This window comes from Aestuariivivens sediminicola (assembly GCF_022662015.1).
Taxonomy (GTDB): Bacteria; Bacteroidota; Bacteroidia; order Flavobacteriales; family Flavobacteriaceae; genus Aestuariivivens; species Aestuariivivens sediminicola.
Window position 1 is genome coordinate 872,626 of the sequence record NZ_JAKMCM010000001.1, and the last position, 13,992, is coordinate 886,617.

At 41.9% G+C, this 13,992-nt stretch carries 15 protein-coding genes; 8 read left to right on the forward strand and 7 right to left on the reverse strand.

From position 1 onward, the window contains the following. The first annotated feature begins 44 nt into the window (after positions 1 to 44). The gene (locus MR041_RS03810; RefSeq protein ID WP_242092259.1) at positions 45 to 1,511 is read left to right on the forward strand and encodes an MltF family protein; all 1,467 of its coding nucleotides are present in this window, start codon (positions 45 to 47) and stop codon (positions 1,509 to 1,511) included. Positions 1,512 to 1,631: 120 nt separating this feature from the next. On the opposite strand, the gene MR041_RS03815 is transcribed toward MR041_RS03810, so the two are convergent. The 3 genes from MR041_RS03815 to MR041_RS03825 all read right to left on the reverse strand — a co-directional run bounded on the left by MR041_RS03815 (position 1,632) and on the right by MR041_RS03825 (position 3,612). Then, positions 1,632 to 2,888: a serine hydrolase domain-containing protein gene (locus MR041_RS03815; RefSeq protein WP_242092260.1), complete on the reverse strand. Its 1,257-nt coding sequence runs from the start codon at positions 2,886 to 2,888 to the stop codon at positions 1,632 to 1,634. A gap of 95 nt (positions 2,889 to 2,983) precedes the next feature. Beyond that, entirely contained in the window at positions 2,984 to 3,223 is a 240-nt protein-coding gene (locus MR041_RS03820) for a hypothetical protein (protein WP_242092261.1), read from the reverse strand. Positions 3,224 to 3,321: 98 nt separating this feature from the next. After that, positions 3,322 to 3,612, reverse strand: coding sequence for a DUF2188 domain-containing protein (locus MR041_RS03825; RefSeq protein ID WP_242092262.1), 291 nt, complete (start codon positions 3,610 to 3,612; stop codon positions 3,322 to 3,324). A gap of 170 nt (positions 3,613 to 3,782) precedes the next feature. Here MR041_RS03825 and MR041_RS03830 point away from each other — a divergent pair, with 170 nt between their 5' ends. The 4 genes from MR041_RS03830 to MR041_RS03845 all read left to right on the forward strand — a co-directional run bounded on the left by MR041_RS03830 (position 3,783) and on the right by MR041_RS03845 (position 6,010). Further along, positions 3,783 to 4,307: a VOC family protein gene (locus MR041_RS03830; protein ID WP_242092263.1), complete on the forward strand. Its 525-nt coding sequence runs from the start codon at positions 3,783 to 3,785 to the stop codon at positions 4,305 to 4,307. 193 nt (positions 4,308 to 4,500) lie between these two features. Further along, a complete protein-coding gene (locus tag MR041_RS03835) occupies positions 4,501 to 4,794 on the forward strand; it encodes a cation transporter (protein ID WP_242092264.1) in 294 nt (97 codons plus the stop codon). A gap of 34 nt (positions 4,795 to 4,828) precedes the next feature. Continuing rightward, positions 4,829 to 5,011, forward strand: a complete 183-nt coding sequence (locus tag MR041_RS03840; protein ID WP_242092265.1) for a hypothetical protein — start codon at positions 4,829 to 4,831, stop codon at positions 5,009 to 5,011. Between the two features lie 63 nt (positions 5,012 to 5,074). Beyond that, positions 5,075 to 6,010 carry a L,D-transpeptidase gene (locus tag MR041_RS03845; protein ID WP_242092266.1) on the forward strand — a complete coding sequence of 312 codons (936 nt, stop codon included), beginning with the start codon at positions 5,075 to 5,077 and terminating at the stop codon, positions 6,008 to 6,010. A 93-nt stretch (positions 6,011 to 6,103) separates the two neighbouring features. On the opposite strand, the gene MR041_RS03850 is transcribed toward MR041_RS03845, so the two are convergent. After that, positions 6,104 to 8,440 (reverse strand): glucosidase family protein, encoded by a 2,337-nt coding sequence (locus MR041_RS03850; protein WP_242092267.1) that lies wholly within the window; start codon positions 8,438 to 8,440, stop codon positions 6,104 to 6,106. Between the two features lie 302 nt (positions 8,441 to 8,742). On the opposite strand from MR041_RS03850, the gene MR041_RS03855 reads away from it, so the two are divergent. Continuing rightward, a complete protein-coding gene (locus MR041_RS03855; protein ID WP_242092268.1) occupies positions 8,743 to 9,630 on the forward strand; it encodes a dienelactone hydrolase family protein in 888 nt (295 codons plus the stop codon). A gap of 125 nt (positions 9,631 to 9,755) precedes the next feature. On the opposite strand, the gene MR041_RS03860 is transcribed toward MR041_RS03855, so the two are convergent. From MR041_RS03860 to MR041_RS03870, 3 genes are all read right to left on the reverse strand, one after another. Continuing rightward, positions 9,756 to 10,682, reverse strand: coding sequence for a DUF2268 domain-containing putative Zn-dependent protease (locus MR041_RS03860; RefSeq protein ID WP_242092269.1), 927 nt, complete (start codon positions 10,680 to 10,682; stop codon positions 9,756 to 9,758). A 100-nt stretch (positions 10,683 to 10,782) separates the two neighbouring features. Further along, complete coding sequence (locus MR041_RS03865; protein WP_242092270.1) at positions 10,783 to 11,211, reverse strand: hypothetical protein; 429 nt, start codon at positions 11,209 to 11,211, stop codon at positions 10,783 to 10,785. Positions 11,212 to 11,323: 112 nt separating this feature from the next. Beyond that, positions 11,324 to 11,539 (reverse strand): hypothetical protein, encoded by a 216-nt coding sequence (locus MR041_RS03870; protein ID WP_242092271.1) that lies wholly within the window; start codon positions 11,537 to 11,539, stop codon positions 11,324 to 11,326. Positions 11,540 to 11,999: 460 nt separating this feature from the next. Here MR041_RS03870 and MR041_RS03875 point away from each other — a divergent pair, with 460 nt between their 5' ends. Together MR041_RS03875 and MR041_RS03880 are read left to right on the forward strand one after the other, a co-directional pair. Continuing rightward, positions 12,000 to 12,716, forward strand: coding sequence for a hypothetical protein (locus MR041_RS03875; RefSeq protein ID WP_242092272.1), 717 nt, complete (start codon positions 12,000 to 12,002; stop codon positions 12,714 to 12,716). Between the two features lie 272 nt (positions 12,717 to 12,988). Further along, entirely contained in the window at positions 12,989 to 13,927 is a 939-nt protein-coding gene (locus tag MR041_RS03880) for a glycoside hydrolase family 43 protein (RefSeq protein ID WP_242092273.1), read from the forward strand. Positions 13,928 to 13,992: the final 65 nt, after the last annotated feature.

Genomic DNA, 13,992 nt, shown 5'->3' on the forward strand with positions numbered 1-13,992 from the left:
CATATTTGTGTATCTTATACAGGTTCAATTTATAACAAACACCAATGATGCGCTTTATACGAAATACCATAACCGCAGTCTTAATTCTTTTATCCCTGTCCTGCGGGCATACCAATGCGTCCTCTGACCTGGCGGACCGACATTCATTATTTAAAAAAAACGTATCCAAACCCATTAAATTTGATTTGGACAAGATCAAATCCAGGGGGACCTTACGCGCCATTGTCTTTGAGGGTCCCACGAGCTATTTTCTGTACAAAGGACAGGCCATGGGATTTGAGTATGAACTTCTGAAGCATTTCGCCACACATTTGAACGTTGATCTCAAGATCATCGTGGCTAAAAATTTTGATGAATTAGGCGAACTCCTGAATAGCGGGGCTGGCGATCTTATTGCCCATGGGTTTACCGTAACCCTGGATCGGCAAAAGTCCTTTATGTTCTCCGATTATCTGTATCTAACAAAGCAGGTCCTGGTGCAGCGAAAGCCCAAAAACTGGAGGGCGATGAAACTTCATGAAATAGACAAAGAGCTCAAACACGATCCAATTCATTTGATCGGGGACACGGTGACCATTCGCGACCATTCCTCCTATAAAATGAGACTCGAAAATGTTATGAATGAAATTGGCGGCTTAATTCATATGAACATTGTGGATTCATCCATTTCTACAGACGAATTGATCCACATGGTACACAAAGGCGATATTAAATACACCATTGCTGATAACACCATAGCCAACGTGTTTTCATATCACTTTAAGAACCTTCATGTGTCAACCCCCATTAGTTTTTCCCAACGGGCGTCCTGGGTGTTACGTCGAAATACGCCGGAGCTGAAATCCGCGTTGGATGCATGGATCACTCAAATGAAACAACGTACCGACTATTACGTTATCTACAATCGTTATTTCAAAAACAGGTCCAGTATTTTACGACATGTGGAAAGTGATTATTATTTTAACCGGACCGGGGAGATCAGCCCTTACGATGACTTGATAAAGAAATATGCTGAAAACCTCCCCTGGGACTGGCTGCTACTGGCGAGTCAGGTATATCAGGAATCGCGTTTTGACCCTGAGGCCAAGAGTTGGGCCCGCGCTCATGGTTTAATGCAAATCATGCCCTCGACCGCCGAAGAACTCGGTATAACCAATACAGCCAACCCGGAAGAAAGTCTTCGAGGCGGGACCTCCTATTTACTTGACCTCTGGAATGAATGGCAGTCGATCCCCGACGTCAAGGAGCGTATCAAGTTCACCCTGGCCAGTTACAATGCGGGGCTGTACCATATTAAAGATGCCGTACGTCTCACCACACAATTGGGGGGCAATCCGAAACTTTGGGACGATCATGTCGAGCAGGCCGTTCTGAAGTTAACCTTGAAGAAATACTATACACGACCTGAGATCAAATACGGTTATGTTCAGGGCACCGAACCGGTAAACTATGTCAAAGATATTCTGAAACGGCATCGCTTATATCAATCCTTTTTTGAGGAAACCATCTGAGGCCTTTTATCGGGTTGAGTCCTGAATTAGGATACATTTACCCGAACTCCACAGAGCCATACAGTTGTTTGCTGTGGCCCTGCCAAGACGATGCATAAATAAATTCGTTCGCTTTAGAAATTAATTGGCCAAAAGGGATGTCCCCGTTTCATTCAAAGGCCCCAATTGACCGGCAATGGTCCTGTACAGCGCTATTTCATGGTCATGAAAATAACCGGTTGTATCCGTTTTAAAATGATGGTTCGAGGACAGTTTAACAATAACCATATCCTTGTCAGGATCGACATAAATGAATTGCGTATAGATGCCCTGAGCGTTAAACTCGTCATCAGCACCTAGGGGAATCCACCATTGATACCCATAGCCGTCTTTTGATCTCGCATTAGGGCGCACCCCCGGCATGACATGAGGCGCATCGGGTGTAACAGAAGCCTTAACCCAGGCGCCGGGCACCACCTGTTTCCCGTTCCAACGGCCTGAATCCAGGAAGAGCTGTCCAATTTTGGCATAATCCTTTGCGGTGCAGTTCAGTCCGCCCACAGCAAACTCCATCCCTTCATTATCAATGATCCAGAAGGCATCAGATTCCGCCCCGATAGGCTCCCACAGCTTGTCGTGCATGTATTCGGAAATGGACATACCTGTTGCTTCGGTTAAGATCATACCAAGGACCTGAGTATCGATGCTCACGTAATGATTATAGGTGCCGGGTTCACGTTCACGCTCCAGGGTTTTGGCAAATTTTCTCATGGGTTTACCGATGGCAAAATAGCGTCCCATAATGTTGATGTCCGAGTAGAAATCGCTGTAATCCTCATTAAACCGCACCCCTGAGGACATTTGTAATACGTCCTTAATTCTAACACCGTCATAACCCGTACCTGCAAACTCCGGCAGGTATTCCGTAACCGTGTTCTCTATACCCTTAATATAGCCTTCTTCAATGGCTATTCCAATGAGTGCGGAGATGACCGATTTTGACATGGAAAATGAGATATGGGTGTCGGTTGGCTGAAAACCATTACTGTAGTATTCGTAGATAATGGAGTCCTGTTGTATGACCAATAAAGCATCGGTGAGCGTATAATCGAGATAAGACTGTGTATCTATAACGGAATCGTTGTGCGAAAAGGTTTCGGGAAGCATTAATGCCTTCTTCGCATACGGAAAGGTATGGGCCCGGGTCGATTTAGGGACTTGTCTGATGGGGAAAATAGAGGCGACCTCACGAAAGTTCTCCGATATGTGCTCCGGTTCAAAAAAGGTGACCACCTTATACAGGCGATAGGCCTCCTGACGGTAGAACAGCAGTATAATAAATACCAAAAGCACGAAGAGAACTGCCAATCCCTTCACAATTTTTTTGATTCGTTTCATAATTCCATATTGCATTGTGCTCTGACCCCGGAATTTTACAAGGGACGATCAAAGCCTGGTTTATTTTAAGATATTAGGGGTGACGTCCGGCCATTTCAGCTGAGATTACCTGTCAGGGCGGCACCCAATAAAACGACCATGACAATTCCTAACACTGCAATTACTGTAACCACCAAAGAAATGACAAAAACGGCGATCCAGCAGCCCCTGTTCGGGCTCTCACTGCTCTTTTTTCGTAACCCGTTACTATATCCCAAATACAGTAATGGAAACAGAATCCCAAAAAAGAGTACGAGTAACATCAGTAGTATATGGCCGAAATGGAAATCATTCATCCTGACATCTTTTTTATAGATAAGGTGCTGAAAGATACAGAAAATCCCTTTATGACTCGAATAAAAAGTTTCAGAGCACCATATCCGGGTACAACTACCTAATCAAAATCGATTCGGTCCCTGATGGTCCCATCCTGTCTGTGAATGATCACATGCGCTTTGTGTTTTCTTGCCAGGCCTTTCGCTTTTCTAATCGCTGTACTCTGTTTTCTGTGTTTGGAGCTAATTCGTTTATTGCCTTCGCGCCGTACCGCCCAACCATCCTCATAAGGGACCACATGCTGATTCCAGGTCCTGCTTCTTGAGCCACTGCCTGAACTTTTAATAAAGGCTTCGAGCAACTCCCTTAGTATCCCTAACCAGGATGGTGCATTGTTGTTTTTTGCCATTTATGACTGCTTTTGGATCCCTAAGATACTATTTTCCTTCATGATGCCGTGGGATGACTTAGGTTACCGGATCTTCCTCCATTCATTACCCTTTATTCACTCTATACTATGACCTGTCTGTATGACCAAATAATACTTATCTTTAGTAAAGTAACGCTAATCGATATACTATGCACCTTTTAAGAAAAACAACTTTAATTTATTTATTCGGCTTACTTACGTTCCACAACGCCTCATTTTCCCAATCGCATGCGGACCTGGGCGTTGCTGCCATTGGATTAGTGGTAAGCGACATTGACATTTCAGAGCACTTCTATAAAAACATACTAGGTATGCAAGCCATTGGAGGCTTTAGTCTGGATGCGCAATGGAGTAAGGAGGCCGGGGCGGCACATGGGAAACCGTTCTCCGTGAAGCAGTTTAAAATGAAAGATCGGTCTTCCGCTACGGTATTGAAGCTAGCTTATTTCGATAAAACGGAAAAAGGTACGGACCAAGGGGGATTTGATACCCATTCAGGTGTCAATTATATTAGCCTCTTTTACAATGCTGAAGCATTTAAGGAGGTCATGAGGCGGATTAGTGCATCCGGCATCGAAAAGGTAGGTTGGGTGAAGCGAGACTCCTATCAACTGGTCTTTATCAAGGATCCTGATGGTGTTTTCGTTGAAATCGTTGGCCCTCCCGACCAATGAATCGACATTAACTGAAAAAGGGGACGTGCATTCTTAAACCCAAAAACATCTCAAACGCTGAAGCTTCTTTCATTTCTGATGAAAAGACAGGTAGTACAACCGGAACCATATTGAAAACATGCCAGAAGACTGATGATTATCATTTTATGCTTATGGGCTAAATTCTACCTTTATCCATAATCATTACTTGATAATGAAAACCACCTTATACATACAAAACCTAAAAGATGCAGGATGCGAGGGGGTCATCCTAAAAAGGCTTTCGGAACTCGAGCATATCAAAAACATCAGCTTTAAACTGCCCTACAGCACCATTACTTTCGAGCATCACAACAAAGCGGATATCAAAGTCGTAAAAAAGATGCTGTCAAAAATAGGGTATCCTCCCTTTGGAGAGAAAAACACATTAGGACAAAAAGCAAAATCGTATGTAAGATGCACTGCCGGGCGAATTAAAACAAAAGAACCCGCAGAAAGAATTCCATAATGACATCATATCAATTTATAGTAAACATAACATCATGAACACAAAAGAAGACAAAAGTAATTGGGCTATTGGCGGTGGCATTCTCGCAGGATTAGGTACGGGTTTCTTTTTCCTGGAGCAATCCGCTTTAATGTTTGTCGGCGCTATACTCCTGGGGCTGGGCGTTGGATTAATCATCACTTCCATTTTATCGGGGGCAAACAACAGGAAACCGTAGGCATTTCGAAAAAATAGGTTTCTAATCCCAACACCTGCAGCTGACAATTTTAAAATAAAAACCATGAAACGCGTATCAAAATGGGCATTAATGACCCTGCTGCTTTTATTGGTGAGCTTCAAGGTGAGTTGCCAGAAGCAAGATCCCTTTAACGACAACTCGGATAGTCAGGGCGGCAATGCGTTATTGGATCATCCCCTTCCGCTGAACATTCGAATTGACCGGAATATTAGTGTTGCCCATTATTTTCACTATATGGATTCTATTGTCAGCACATACGATTCCATGACGCCCTATACCCTCACGGAGCACCTCCTTGTTAAAAGTAATCCATGGATTATAGACACCCTCAGAAACACCGACTATTACAGGATGAAAGCACGGGATTCGTTCGTGTACAACCAAAGAAAACTGATCGCCCTGGCCGAAGGCTCTGATCTCATGATTCCGGATTCCTTAACGGCTGCAAAACTCATGACGGCCTTGGAGCATACCTATTTGGATGTCAATATCCCCGAGTTTAAACTCCGTATCTATGAGGATACCCTGAAGCTTTATGAGTTTCCCATTCGCGTTGGCAGACACGAAAAAAAATACTTGGAAATGTCCGGCAGGATTGAAGATCTAAGAACGAAACCGGGTATTGGCACCATTGTAGGATACAATAAAAACCCGAGATATGTGAATCCTGTTAACAACCATGAGTACTTTGTGACTAAAAGAGACGACAACCGGGTGACCAGGCTGCCCCTCATTCCTTTTTTGGAAACCGAGATCAACGGGTTGAGAAACGGGCAGCTCATACACCCGACCACAAACCCCATCACCCTTGGAAAAGCCTATTCACATGGCTGCATAGGCACCAGGGAATCCGATGCCTGGGTGATCTATTATTACGCCCCGATCAACACAAAAATAATTATCAGGTACGACCTCGATGTTATTGATGACCACGGCAAGCCACAAAAACTAAAAGATATTTACGGGTATGCTCTTTAACGATCAGAGGCCATCTAAAACTTTCTTTTGACAGATCATTTGATATACAGCCTGTACCGTATACGGCTTATATAAAGTGGCTACTCACAATACTCAATCCGACAGTTTCCTGACGGTATATACAACAGTATCGGGCTCCGGGACCTCCTCGCTGATGACTTCTTCGCCTTCCTTTTTTTCAAACAGGATGCGCCATCCGCTCTGTTCACTTTGAATACGAATAGTATACCCTGATTCTGTCTTCGTATAAGCGACCGATACATGATTATCTCCAACCCTGACGTTTTCCAACTTAGCGCTTTCCCAGGCAGAGGGCATCAAGGGTGAAATGGTAATCTGTTTCTCAGAGGCCCTGGGAGTGATTCCAAAGAACTGTTGAACAACCGGTACAGCATAACTGTACAGATTCCAGGCCTGGGCAAACATCCCGTAATCCGGAGAGACTTCATAAATGCTCCCCGGCAGTGCAAAACTGAAACTTCTACCCATACGCTTGAGATAGTCGAGGGCCTGATCAGGATTGCCGTAGTTGTTCTCGGCAACAGCCGAAACGCCGGTAGGCAATGTCATTACCGCTCCGGTATATGAAAATACCTTACTGCCCTTAAATGATCCTATCTCCTTTCCTGCCGATGCGTCCCTATCAATACCCGTAACGAAAACCCCGTAAGGGTTCACAAATTTACGAGCCGTTATCAATGCCTGCTTCGCTTTTTGCGCATCTGCAATGCCTGTTTCCAATGGGGTGTTCACGACCCAGTTATGGTGGAGCACAAAAGGCCGCACGGCGTCCGATGGGTGATTTAAAATATATCTTTTTGTCTCTAAGAGTTCCTCCACCGCCCAGGGCTTGTTTAAGGTATCCGCACGGATTATGGCATCTTCAATGAGACTCAAAGTTTCTTCATCCGTTGCCATAAAATCAGCGAATGAGTTAAATGCTTCCACCCACAGGACCTCGTTGATTTTATCTTTCAGATCCATCGCCTTGTTGAGATACTCCGACGACAATTCCGATTCCCCCAATGCTTCGGCAATTTTAGCCGCATCCCGGAATCCGCTTTGCGTATAGGTGGCGACATCGATCATCTCCGATTCGAGACCGTGAATTTCCATCATCCCGGCCCCTTCTGGGAAGCCGTTCTGATCATGATCCCTATCCGTAGCAATCCAGTCCAAACCGCGCTTTATGAGATCGAAATTATTTGACAGGAGCGTTTTGTCCCCGGTCCACAAATAGGTTTCCCATACCAGGGATGCAAACTGAGGGGTTTCGTTCATATTGCCGGGATTAAAAACCACGCCATTGGTCGATGCTTCATGAATAATTCTACCATTAGTATTTGTGTCGCGAGAAAGCTTCGCTATGAGGTCAATACTGGATCTGGCGATATCAAACTGACCAATGGATACATATCCTTTGAGCGCAAACTCCGTATCGCATCCAAACCACCATGGGTAATCCGGATAACCAGCTGCTATGCCGCGTCCGATCTCGGGCACCTCCCGAATGAACCACTCCGAATTATACTTCAACCATGTATAAACCAGATCGAACTCAGGATCAGAAGTCGTTAATCGCGCCTGGTTTTCAATGTCCTCAAAACGACGCTGCTTTTTCGATAAAAGTTCGGGGAAACCGAATCGCAACGCTTCTAACTCCCCAAGGACCTCTGCCTGATCCTTGTAGGAACCGGAGATGAAAAAATAGATGGTTTTCGTTCCCTTTTTATCAATTTTCAAGGGCAGGTCCATTCGGGCGGATCTGCCCTGACCCTTATAACTGCTTTCCAGGGATTCAAACCCCTGAATGGGTTCAGAACAGCCTACAGCTGCAAACCAATCGTTATTCTGATCCTTGGCAAGAATGCAATTTTGAGATGCATCAAAGCTTACCGTGTCGGCTCCATCGATCATCTGGGTTCGTTCTCCCAGCCAGGTGGGTCTCAGGTCAAATGCCACTTCAAAGGACAGTGTTCCTTCGAAAGGCGTAGGGTTGAGGTTGCTAATGCTATACCCAACGACTAGTCCTTGCTTTTGATCCGGAGCGAATTGAACGCGATCGACCGACAATCCGAAGTCTGAAAGATCATAAAGAAAGGCATTCCCGTGGGGATAGTTTGTAAATTGTGCATCCTTGAGCTCGGTTGTTTTGGATGAAGCTGTTATGTGTGCCTTGAATCCGTCGAGTAATTTTATGGGATGATTCCATATGCCCCCCATTTCTTTGTCGATATGCCAGCCGATTTCGGGGAAGCCTCCATTTTGTGCACCGATGGCATAAACGCGATCTCCCGCAGTGATGTATGGCGTGGTTTTAAATTCGTTCTTTCCGGAAATCCCTTCAGTATGAAAATCTAAATGCGATTCACGATGATGAACACAACTGAGAACGAGGATTGAAATAAGTATAGAAATCGAAGTTTTCATGGCTTTAAAAATAGCCTTAAAAATAAAAAAATCGAATACACCATAAAAGCATAAGGATTATAAAGTGATACCCCTCCCTCACTGCAGCAGGACAAAAAGGGTTCAGTTGGATCCATGGAACGGGTGTTTTTCGACATAGTTAAGTGTAAATCTGCGCCCTCAAAAGGACAAAACTAAAAAAGCAATGCTAAACATGCGATAAATAGGTTCAGAGCAAAATACAATCAATGCAGACCATGACATTAAATTGATTGGTTAATATTTCCTATATTGAAAGAATAAAAACGAAACCGGATACGCCTATGAAACCATTAAAAAAAGAAGACATCAATCAGCAGGTTTTTGAACTCTATGATGCTTATGCCCATAATAAAATCGATAGACGTCAATTTATTGAAAAGTTGTCCCTGTATGCTGTTGGCGGTATAACCGTTTCCTCACTGCTCAGTTTTATCAGTCCGAATTATGCGGACACCCTTTTGGTACCACAAAATGATCCGCGTTTGGATTCCGGATATATCCATTATGAATCGCCAAAAGGGGGAGGCACCATAAAAGGCTTGTTATCCAAACCGAGTGCTACTGAAAAAAAATTACCGGGTGTTGTGGTAGTGCATGAAAATCGGGGCTTGAATCCCTATATCGAGGATGTGTGCCGGCGTACAGCCCTGGAAGGTTTTATTTCCCTGGCCCCTGATGCCTTAACGCCGCTTGGCGGTTATCCGGGTAATGACGATGAGGGACGCGCTTTACAACGCCAACGGGATCGCAATGACATGCTGGAGGATTTTATAGCGGCCTACCATTATCTCAAAAGTCATGAATCCTGTGACGGGAATGTTGGGGTCGTTGGTTTTTGTTTTGGTGGTTGGATCTCCAATATGATGGCGGTAAGATTGCCCGATTTAGGAGCAGCCGTTCCCTTCTATGGCGGACAACCCTCGGCCGAAGACACCGCTAAAATCAAAGCCCCGCTGCTTCTGCAATTTGCTGAGTTGGACGCTCGTGTAAATGCCGGTTGGCCGGATTATGAAGCCGCCTTAATAGCGAACAATGTGGAATACACCGCTCATATGTATGAAGGCGTAAACCATGGATTTCACAATAATACCACACCGCGCTATGATGAAGACGCTGCGAACCTGGCCTGGAAAAGAACCATTGCATTTTTCAAGGAAAAGCTGGGCTGATACTGCCTGATTGATCGCCTTAAGTTTTCAGCTGATTTGTGGCGGGATAAACGTCCTGTCCCAGGCAGGTGAACGCGTGCAGACGGTTCAAAACAAAAAGGTCGCCCAAAAATGTTGTGAAGCATTTAACTCTTCTTAAAATAGTTACTTTTTTCTAAGCATTCGCTGGCATTGGTCATATTAAGTATTTCATTTATTACCGCATTTCTATCTCCAACTTCGTCAAAATAATGACTCCATATTTTATACCCCATAACATAGCCTAATAATTGAGGATGTTCTTTCTTTCCAATCGATTCCCAAAGCCAAAATGAATTGTCATGAATTTTAAGGTCATCCAAAAATTTTTGTTTTAATTCTGCCTCATTTTCATTAAAATAAGCAACAGAGCTTTCCTGTGTAAGGCTTCCTAACACCTGATTGGTTATAAATTCAGCTCCTCCCTCACGAAGGCAAAGCCCCAACATATTATTGGGCTGAGAATATAAAGAAACATAGTGTTGCATGCCTACAGTTTTGGCTTGCTGAAAATGGGCAAGTTCATGCACAATCAGGCTTAGTAATTTCTCTTCATTCTCTACTATTCTTGTTACCGTAACCAGCTGTCCGTATCGAGAGGCCTGTGCAATACCTCTGTTGGCTCCTACTAACAAATAGGTCGGAGCAAACATGGCATTTGGAACTACCTCTTCAAATCTGTTCAATACACTTAGCATCTTTGGTTTAAATGCGCTTAATCCATTCAGGAAGGCTTCTATTTTTTGATAGTCTTCCGGTCTTTTCATTATCGCTTTCTTAAGCATGTCCGGTGTTAAACCATGTCTGCTTATATACTCCTTCAGACCAACTGATGCCCTGTCAAAATAGTACGTGTTTAATACTTGAATCGTATCCCTATTTTTTTTCAAGTGATTCATGGCCACAGTGAAATTCTCAATATCTGTATAAATTAACTCTGCTTGGCTGGCCTCAGTTGGATAATTTGGCTGCTGTGCATAGGCCATTGCAAGACCAAACATCAGCAGTACAATACCTTTTGTGTATTGATTCATAATTGTAGTGTTTCAATAATTACTCGTTAAAAGACAATGATTATCGTCGCGTCCCAGACCGTCGAACTTATCCTATTGTTCCGCAGTAGTGCATCTATAGCTAGTCGGTAACTCTACGCCAGCCCACAGCTAATCCATCACTAACCTCCATTCCTACGCCTTTAGCCGCAACTTTCTCATTGATTATCCAGGAAACATCATAAAAATCGCCTGCTTTTTCTATTACCAGGTCATATTCATCTGAAAACTTACCACTTTCATAGAAGTACCGCACATGATAATTACCAGCATAGCCATCTGTATGTGGTCCACCAGTAGCTAAGCCCGGTCCGCTGGATTTGTTGGCATAATTCCATCTAGCAAATAATGTTCCCGGTGTATTGCCTTTTGTATATAGGACAAAGCCAATATTTAAAGGTTTTTTCGCATTTGTATCAGTAGCGTTCTGAGAATTGGTAAAATACGGAATTGTAAAGGCTATCATCAGTAATTTAATTTGCAGTGATCTAATAAATAGTTGTTTTCTCATTTGATTTGATATTTAGTAAACCCCATAAAGGTATTAAATTATAAATGAAGCGGTTTAAATCAGAATTGATTGCAGTTTTCAAGGATTAACTGCAACTAAATGTATTCTTAATTTAATTTCCCGCAAATGGACTTCCAAAAACACCTACAGCTAATTCAGCCCACAGAATTAAAAATAAAGCGATGATGAAAAAATAGTATAAATAACGCTTATGCCTTAATTTAACGCTTTTGCTTATTGTTGATATTCCCAGTCCGAGAAGCAATAATACGATGCCCATAATGACAAAATCGAACCAACTCCAATCGACTTCATTTGAAAATTGCATGGTTGTTAATGGAATTAACAATAATAACAATGGGTAAAATGTAAGTTTAGAAATTCTGAATGGATGCATAACATTATAATTGATAATTAAAATTACATTTTTAATTAAACTATGCGCTTAAGCTTATGTTAAAAAACAATTCATTCGGCAGTTCTATAGTCATTATATGTTATTGGTGTAGCTATGATGGTTTTCATTTAAAAATGACGCTTCGAGAGGGGCCTTAAGCGGGATGGGTTGTTTATTCCAACCCTGTGCAAACTTGAACCTGCTTAAAAATAAATGTTAATTAATTAAAATATAATTCGTACATTGGATTTAGCAATCCACTTAGCATGAGTGGGTTCATACATAAATTGCTTCCCCTTTTCCATAAATTAACATCCTTGTTTAGGTCTCCAGATTTACTTAAATGATCTTACATTGGATGGATAAGTATTAATTTAAAATCTAACTAATTATGAGAAAACACGTTTTAATGATGTCTCTTATGACATTCATCTTTTTCGGTTGCGGAACCAATGAGTCTGAACCGATTCAAGAGACACAACAAAAAGAATTTTATTCTAAAATGGTAAAGGATTTGGTTGCAAATGAAGATTTTCGAAACTATTTTAACAGTTCCAATTCTGCCCAGGATAAACCAAGTTATTCCCGCGGCAATGGGAATAGCGTTTGGTTTATTGAGAATGGTTATGGGGCACTTTGGGGTATTGGAATAGGGAATGATAATGGCACACCTGATTTCCCGGATGATGATTTTACCGAAAAAGTCGTTTTTTTAGGTGGTAAATCTGCCGACATTAAAGTGTTTAAAAATGGTTACGCAAGGGCACAATCTTCGTCGAATGAGGCCTTTTGCTTTGTGATTGATTTTTCCAATTTCTCCTTTTTAGGCAATGATTGCTATGAGACAAAAGGACATTTCAATTTGAAGGTAAGTGGAGATTTAATGGTCGATGAAGCGCCTTGGGGGGAACTATTTTATGTCATAGATTATGATTCAGTTTTTCTACACGCCAACAATATTACCATTAACAATGAATCCATTACCTATGATGATGTCACCGGAGAACCATTGTACTGTAATGGGGATGCTACGATCGAAAAATCGGTATCTCTTAAATTAGTGGGTGACGGGAACGGTCCTCTTGAAGGCAGAGTAAAGATTGAATAACATAAAAGTTATGAGTAAAACACCTCAATTTATGAGGTGTTTTTTTTTATAAACTATTCACAATGCACTCGTTTTGTAAATGGCTAAGGCTCGCCTTATTCTACCTGTTCCTCAGCGTTGCTCGACTATCAAATCAATTAATTATTCCTGGTTAATTCAAAAAATGTTCTGCTCTATAATATTTTAATACCATTACTTTTCTTTTAGTACTTTATTTATTTTAAATTTCTCATGTCATATCAACTTGATTATAAAAAATTCTCAGAATGGTCATGAAAGCATATCAATTCATCTTATTTGGAATTACACTTATGACCTTGAGCTGTTCCGTAAAGGAAGAGGTTTATTTGTTTTCATATTTCAAGAGCAATGGAGAAGATGGGCTCCATTTGGCGTTTAGCCATGACGGACTTAAATGGGAGGCTTTAAATGATGATAAATCATTTTTAAAACCCGAACTAAGTAAGGACAAACTGATGCGTGATCCTTGTATCATAAAAGGCCCTGATGGAACATTTCATATGGTTTGGACTGTAAGTTGGGAAGAAAAGGGAATTGGTTATTCAAATTCCGATGACTTAATTAATTGGTCTGAGCAAAAGTTTATTCCCGTTATGCAACACGAAAACGCATGCAAAAATGCATGGGCTCCGGAATTGTTTTATGATAAGAAGAAGGAACACTACCTTATTTTTTGGGCCAGTACTGTATCTGATAGGTTTTTGGAAACAGCAAATCAAGCTGAAGAAGATTGGAATCACAGAATGTACTACACAACGACCAAAGATTTTGAAGTTTTTTCAGAAACGAAAATTTTTTTAGAGCCCGGGTTTAATGTTATTGATGCGACGATATCCGAAAACGAAAATCACTATTTTATGATCATTAAAGACGAGACCCTACTTCCAAAGCCTAAAAAAAGTCTTCATATTTTATTTTCAGATCATCTTTACGATTGGAATGTACCTGTTTCAAAAGCCATATCGGGCAATTGGGTAGAAGGCCCCACAATTGCACGCCTAAATAAGGATTGGATTGTTTATTTTGATCAGTATAGAAAACAATCTTATGGCGCTATAACCTCGGAGGATTTGGTTCATTGGAAAGATATTTCAAATTCCATTTCGTTTCCTGACGGCATGAGACATGGCACTTTTTTTAAGGTTTCTAAAAGGGTATTCTCTAAATTAAAAAACCATGCTTCAAACTAATCCGTTATTTCAGGGAAAGACCAAAACCAAGATCCCTGGTTGCCTGTATTAGGGTCGCTTTGCTC

What these genes read in the sequence shown, in the direction of transcription:
- MR041_RS03860 (WP_242092269.1), bottom strand. Translation starts at nt 10,682, where the DNA reads ATGAATCAATACACAAAAGGTATTGTACTGCTGATGTTTGGTCTTGCA.
- MR041_RS03865 (WP_242092270.1), bottom strand. Translation starts at nt 11,211, where the DNA reads ATGAGAAAACAACTATTTATTAGATCACTGCAAATTAAATTACTGATG.
- MR041_RS03810 (WP_242092259.1), top strand. Translation starts at nt 45, where the DNA reads ATGATGCGCTTTATACGAAATACCATAACCGCAGTCTTAATTCTTTTA.
- MR041_RS03820 (WP_242092261.1), bottom strand. Translation starts at nt 3,223, where the DNA reads ATGAATGATTTCCATTTCGGCCATATACTACTGATGTTACTCGTACTC.
- MR041_RS03855 (WP_242092268.1), top strand. Translation starts at nt 8,743, where the DNA reads ATGAAACCATTAAAAAAAGAAGACATCAATCAGCAGGTTTTTGAACTC.
- MR041_RS03840 (WP_242092265.1), top strand. Translation starts at nt 4,829, where the DNA reads ATGAACACAAAAGAAGACAAAAGTAATTGGGCTATTGGCGGTGGCATT.
- MR041_RS03825 (WP_242092262.1), bottom strand. Translation starts at nt 3,612, where the DNA reads ATGGCAAAAAACAACAATGCACCATCCTGGTTAGGGATACTAAGGGAG.
- MR041_RS03880 (WP_242092273.1), top strand. Translation starts at nt 12,989, where the DNA reads ATGAAAGCATATCAATTCATCTTATTTGGAATTACACTTATGACCTTG.
- MR041_RS03830 (WP_242092263.1), top strand. Translation starts at nt 3,783, where the DNA reads ATGCACCTTTTAAGAAAAACAACTTTAATTTATTTATTCGGCTTACTT.
- MR041_RS03870 (WP_242092271.1), bottom strand. Translation starts at nt 11,539, where the DNA reads ATGCAATTTTCAAATGAAGTCGATTGGAGTTGGTTCGATTTTGTCATT.
- MR041_RS03875 (WP_242092272.1), top strand. Translation starts at nt 12,000, where the DNA reads ATGAGAAAACACGTTTTAATGATGTCTCTTATGACATTCATCTTTTTC.
- MR041_RS03835 (WP_242092264.1), top strand. Translation starts at nt 4,501, where the DNA reads ATGAAAACCACCTTATACATACAAAACCTAAAAGATGCAGGATGCGAG.
- MR041_RS03850 (WP_242092267.1), bottom strand. Translation starts at nt 8,440, where the DNA reads ATGAAAACTTCGATTTCTATACTTATTTCAATCCTCGTTCTCAGTTGT.
- MR041_RS03815 (WP_242092260.1), bottom strand. Translation starts at nt 2,888, where the DNA reads ATGAAACGAATCAAAAAAATTGTGAAGGGATTGGCAGTTCTCTTCGTG.
- MR041_RS03845 (WP_242092266.1), top strand. Translation starts at nt 5,075, where the DNA reads ATGAAACGCGTATCAAAATGGGCATTAATGACCCTGCTGCTTTTATTG.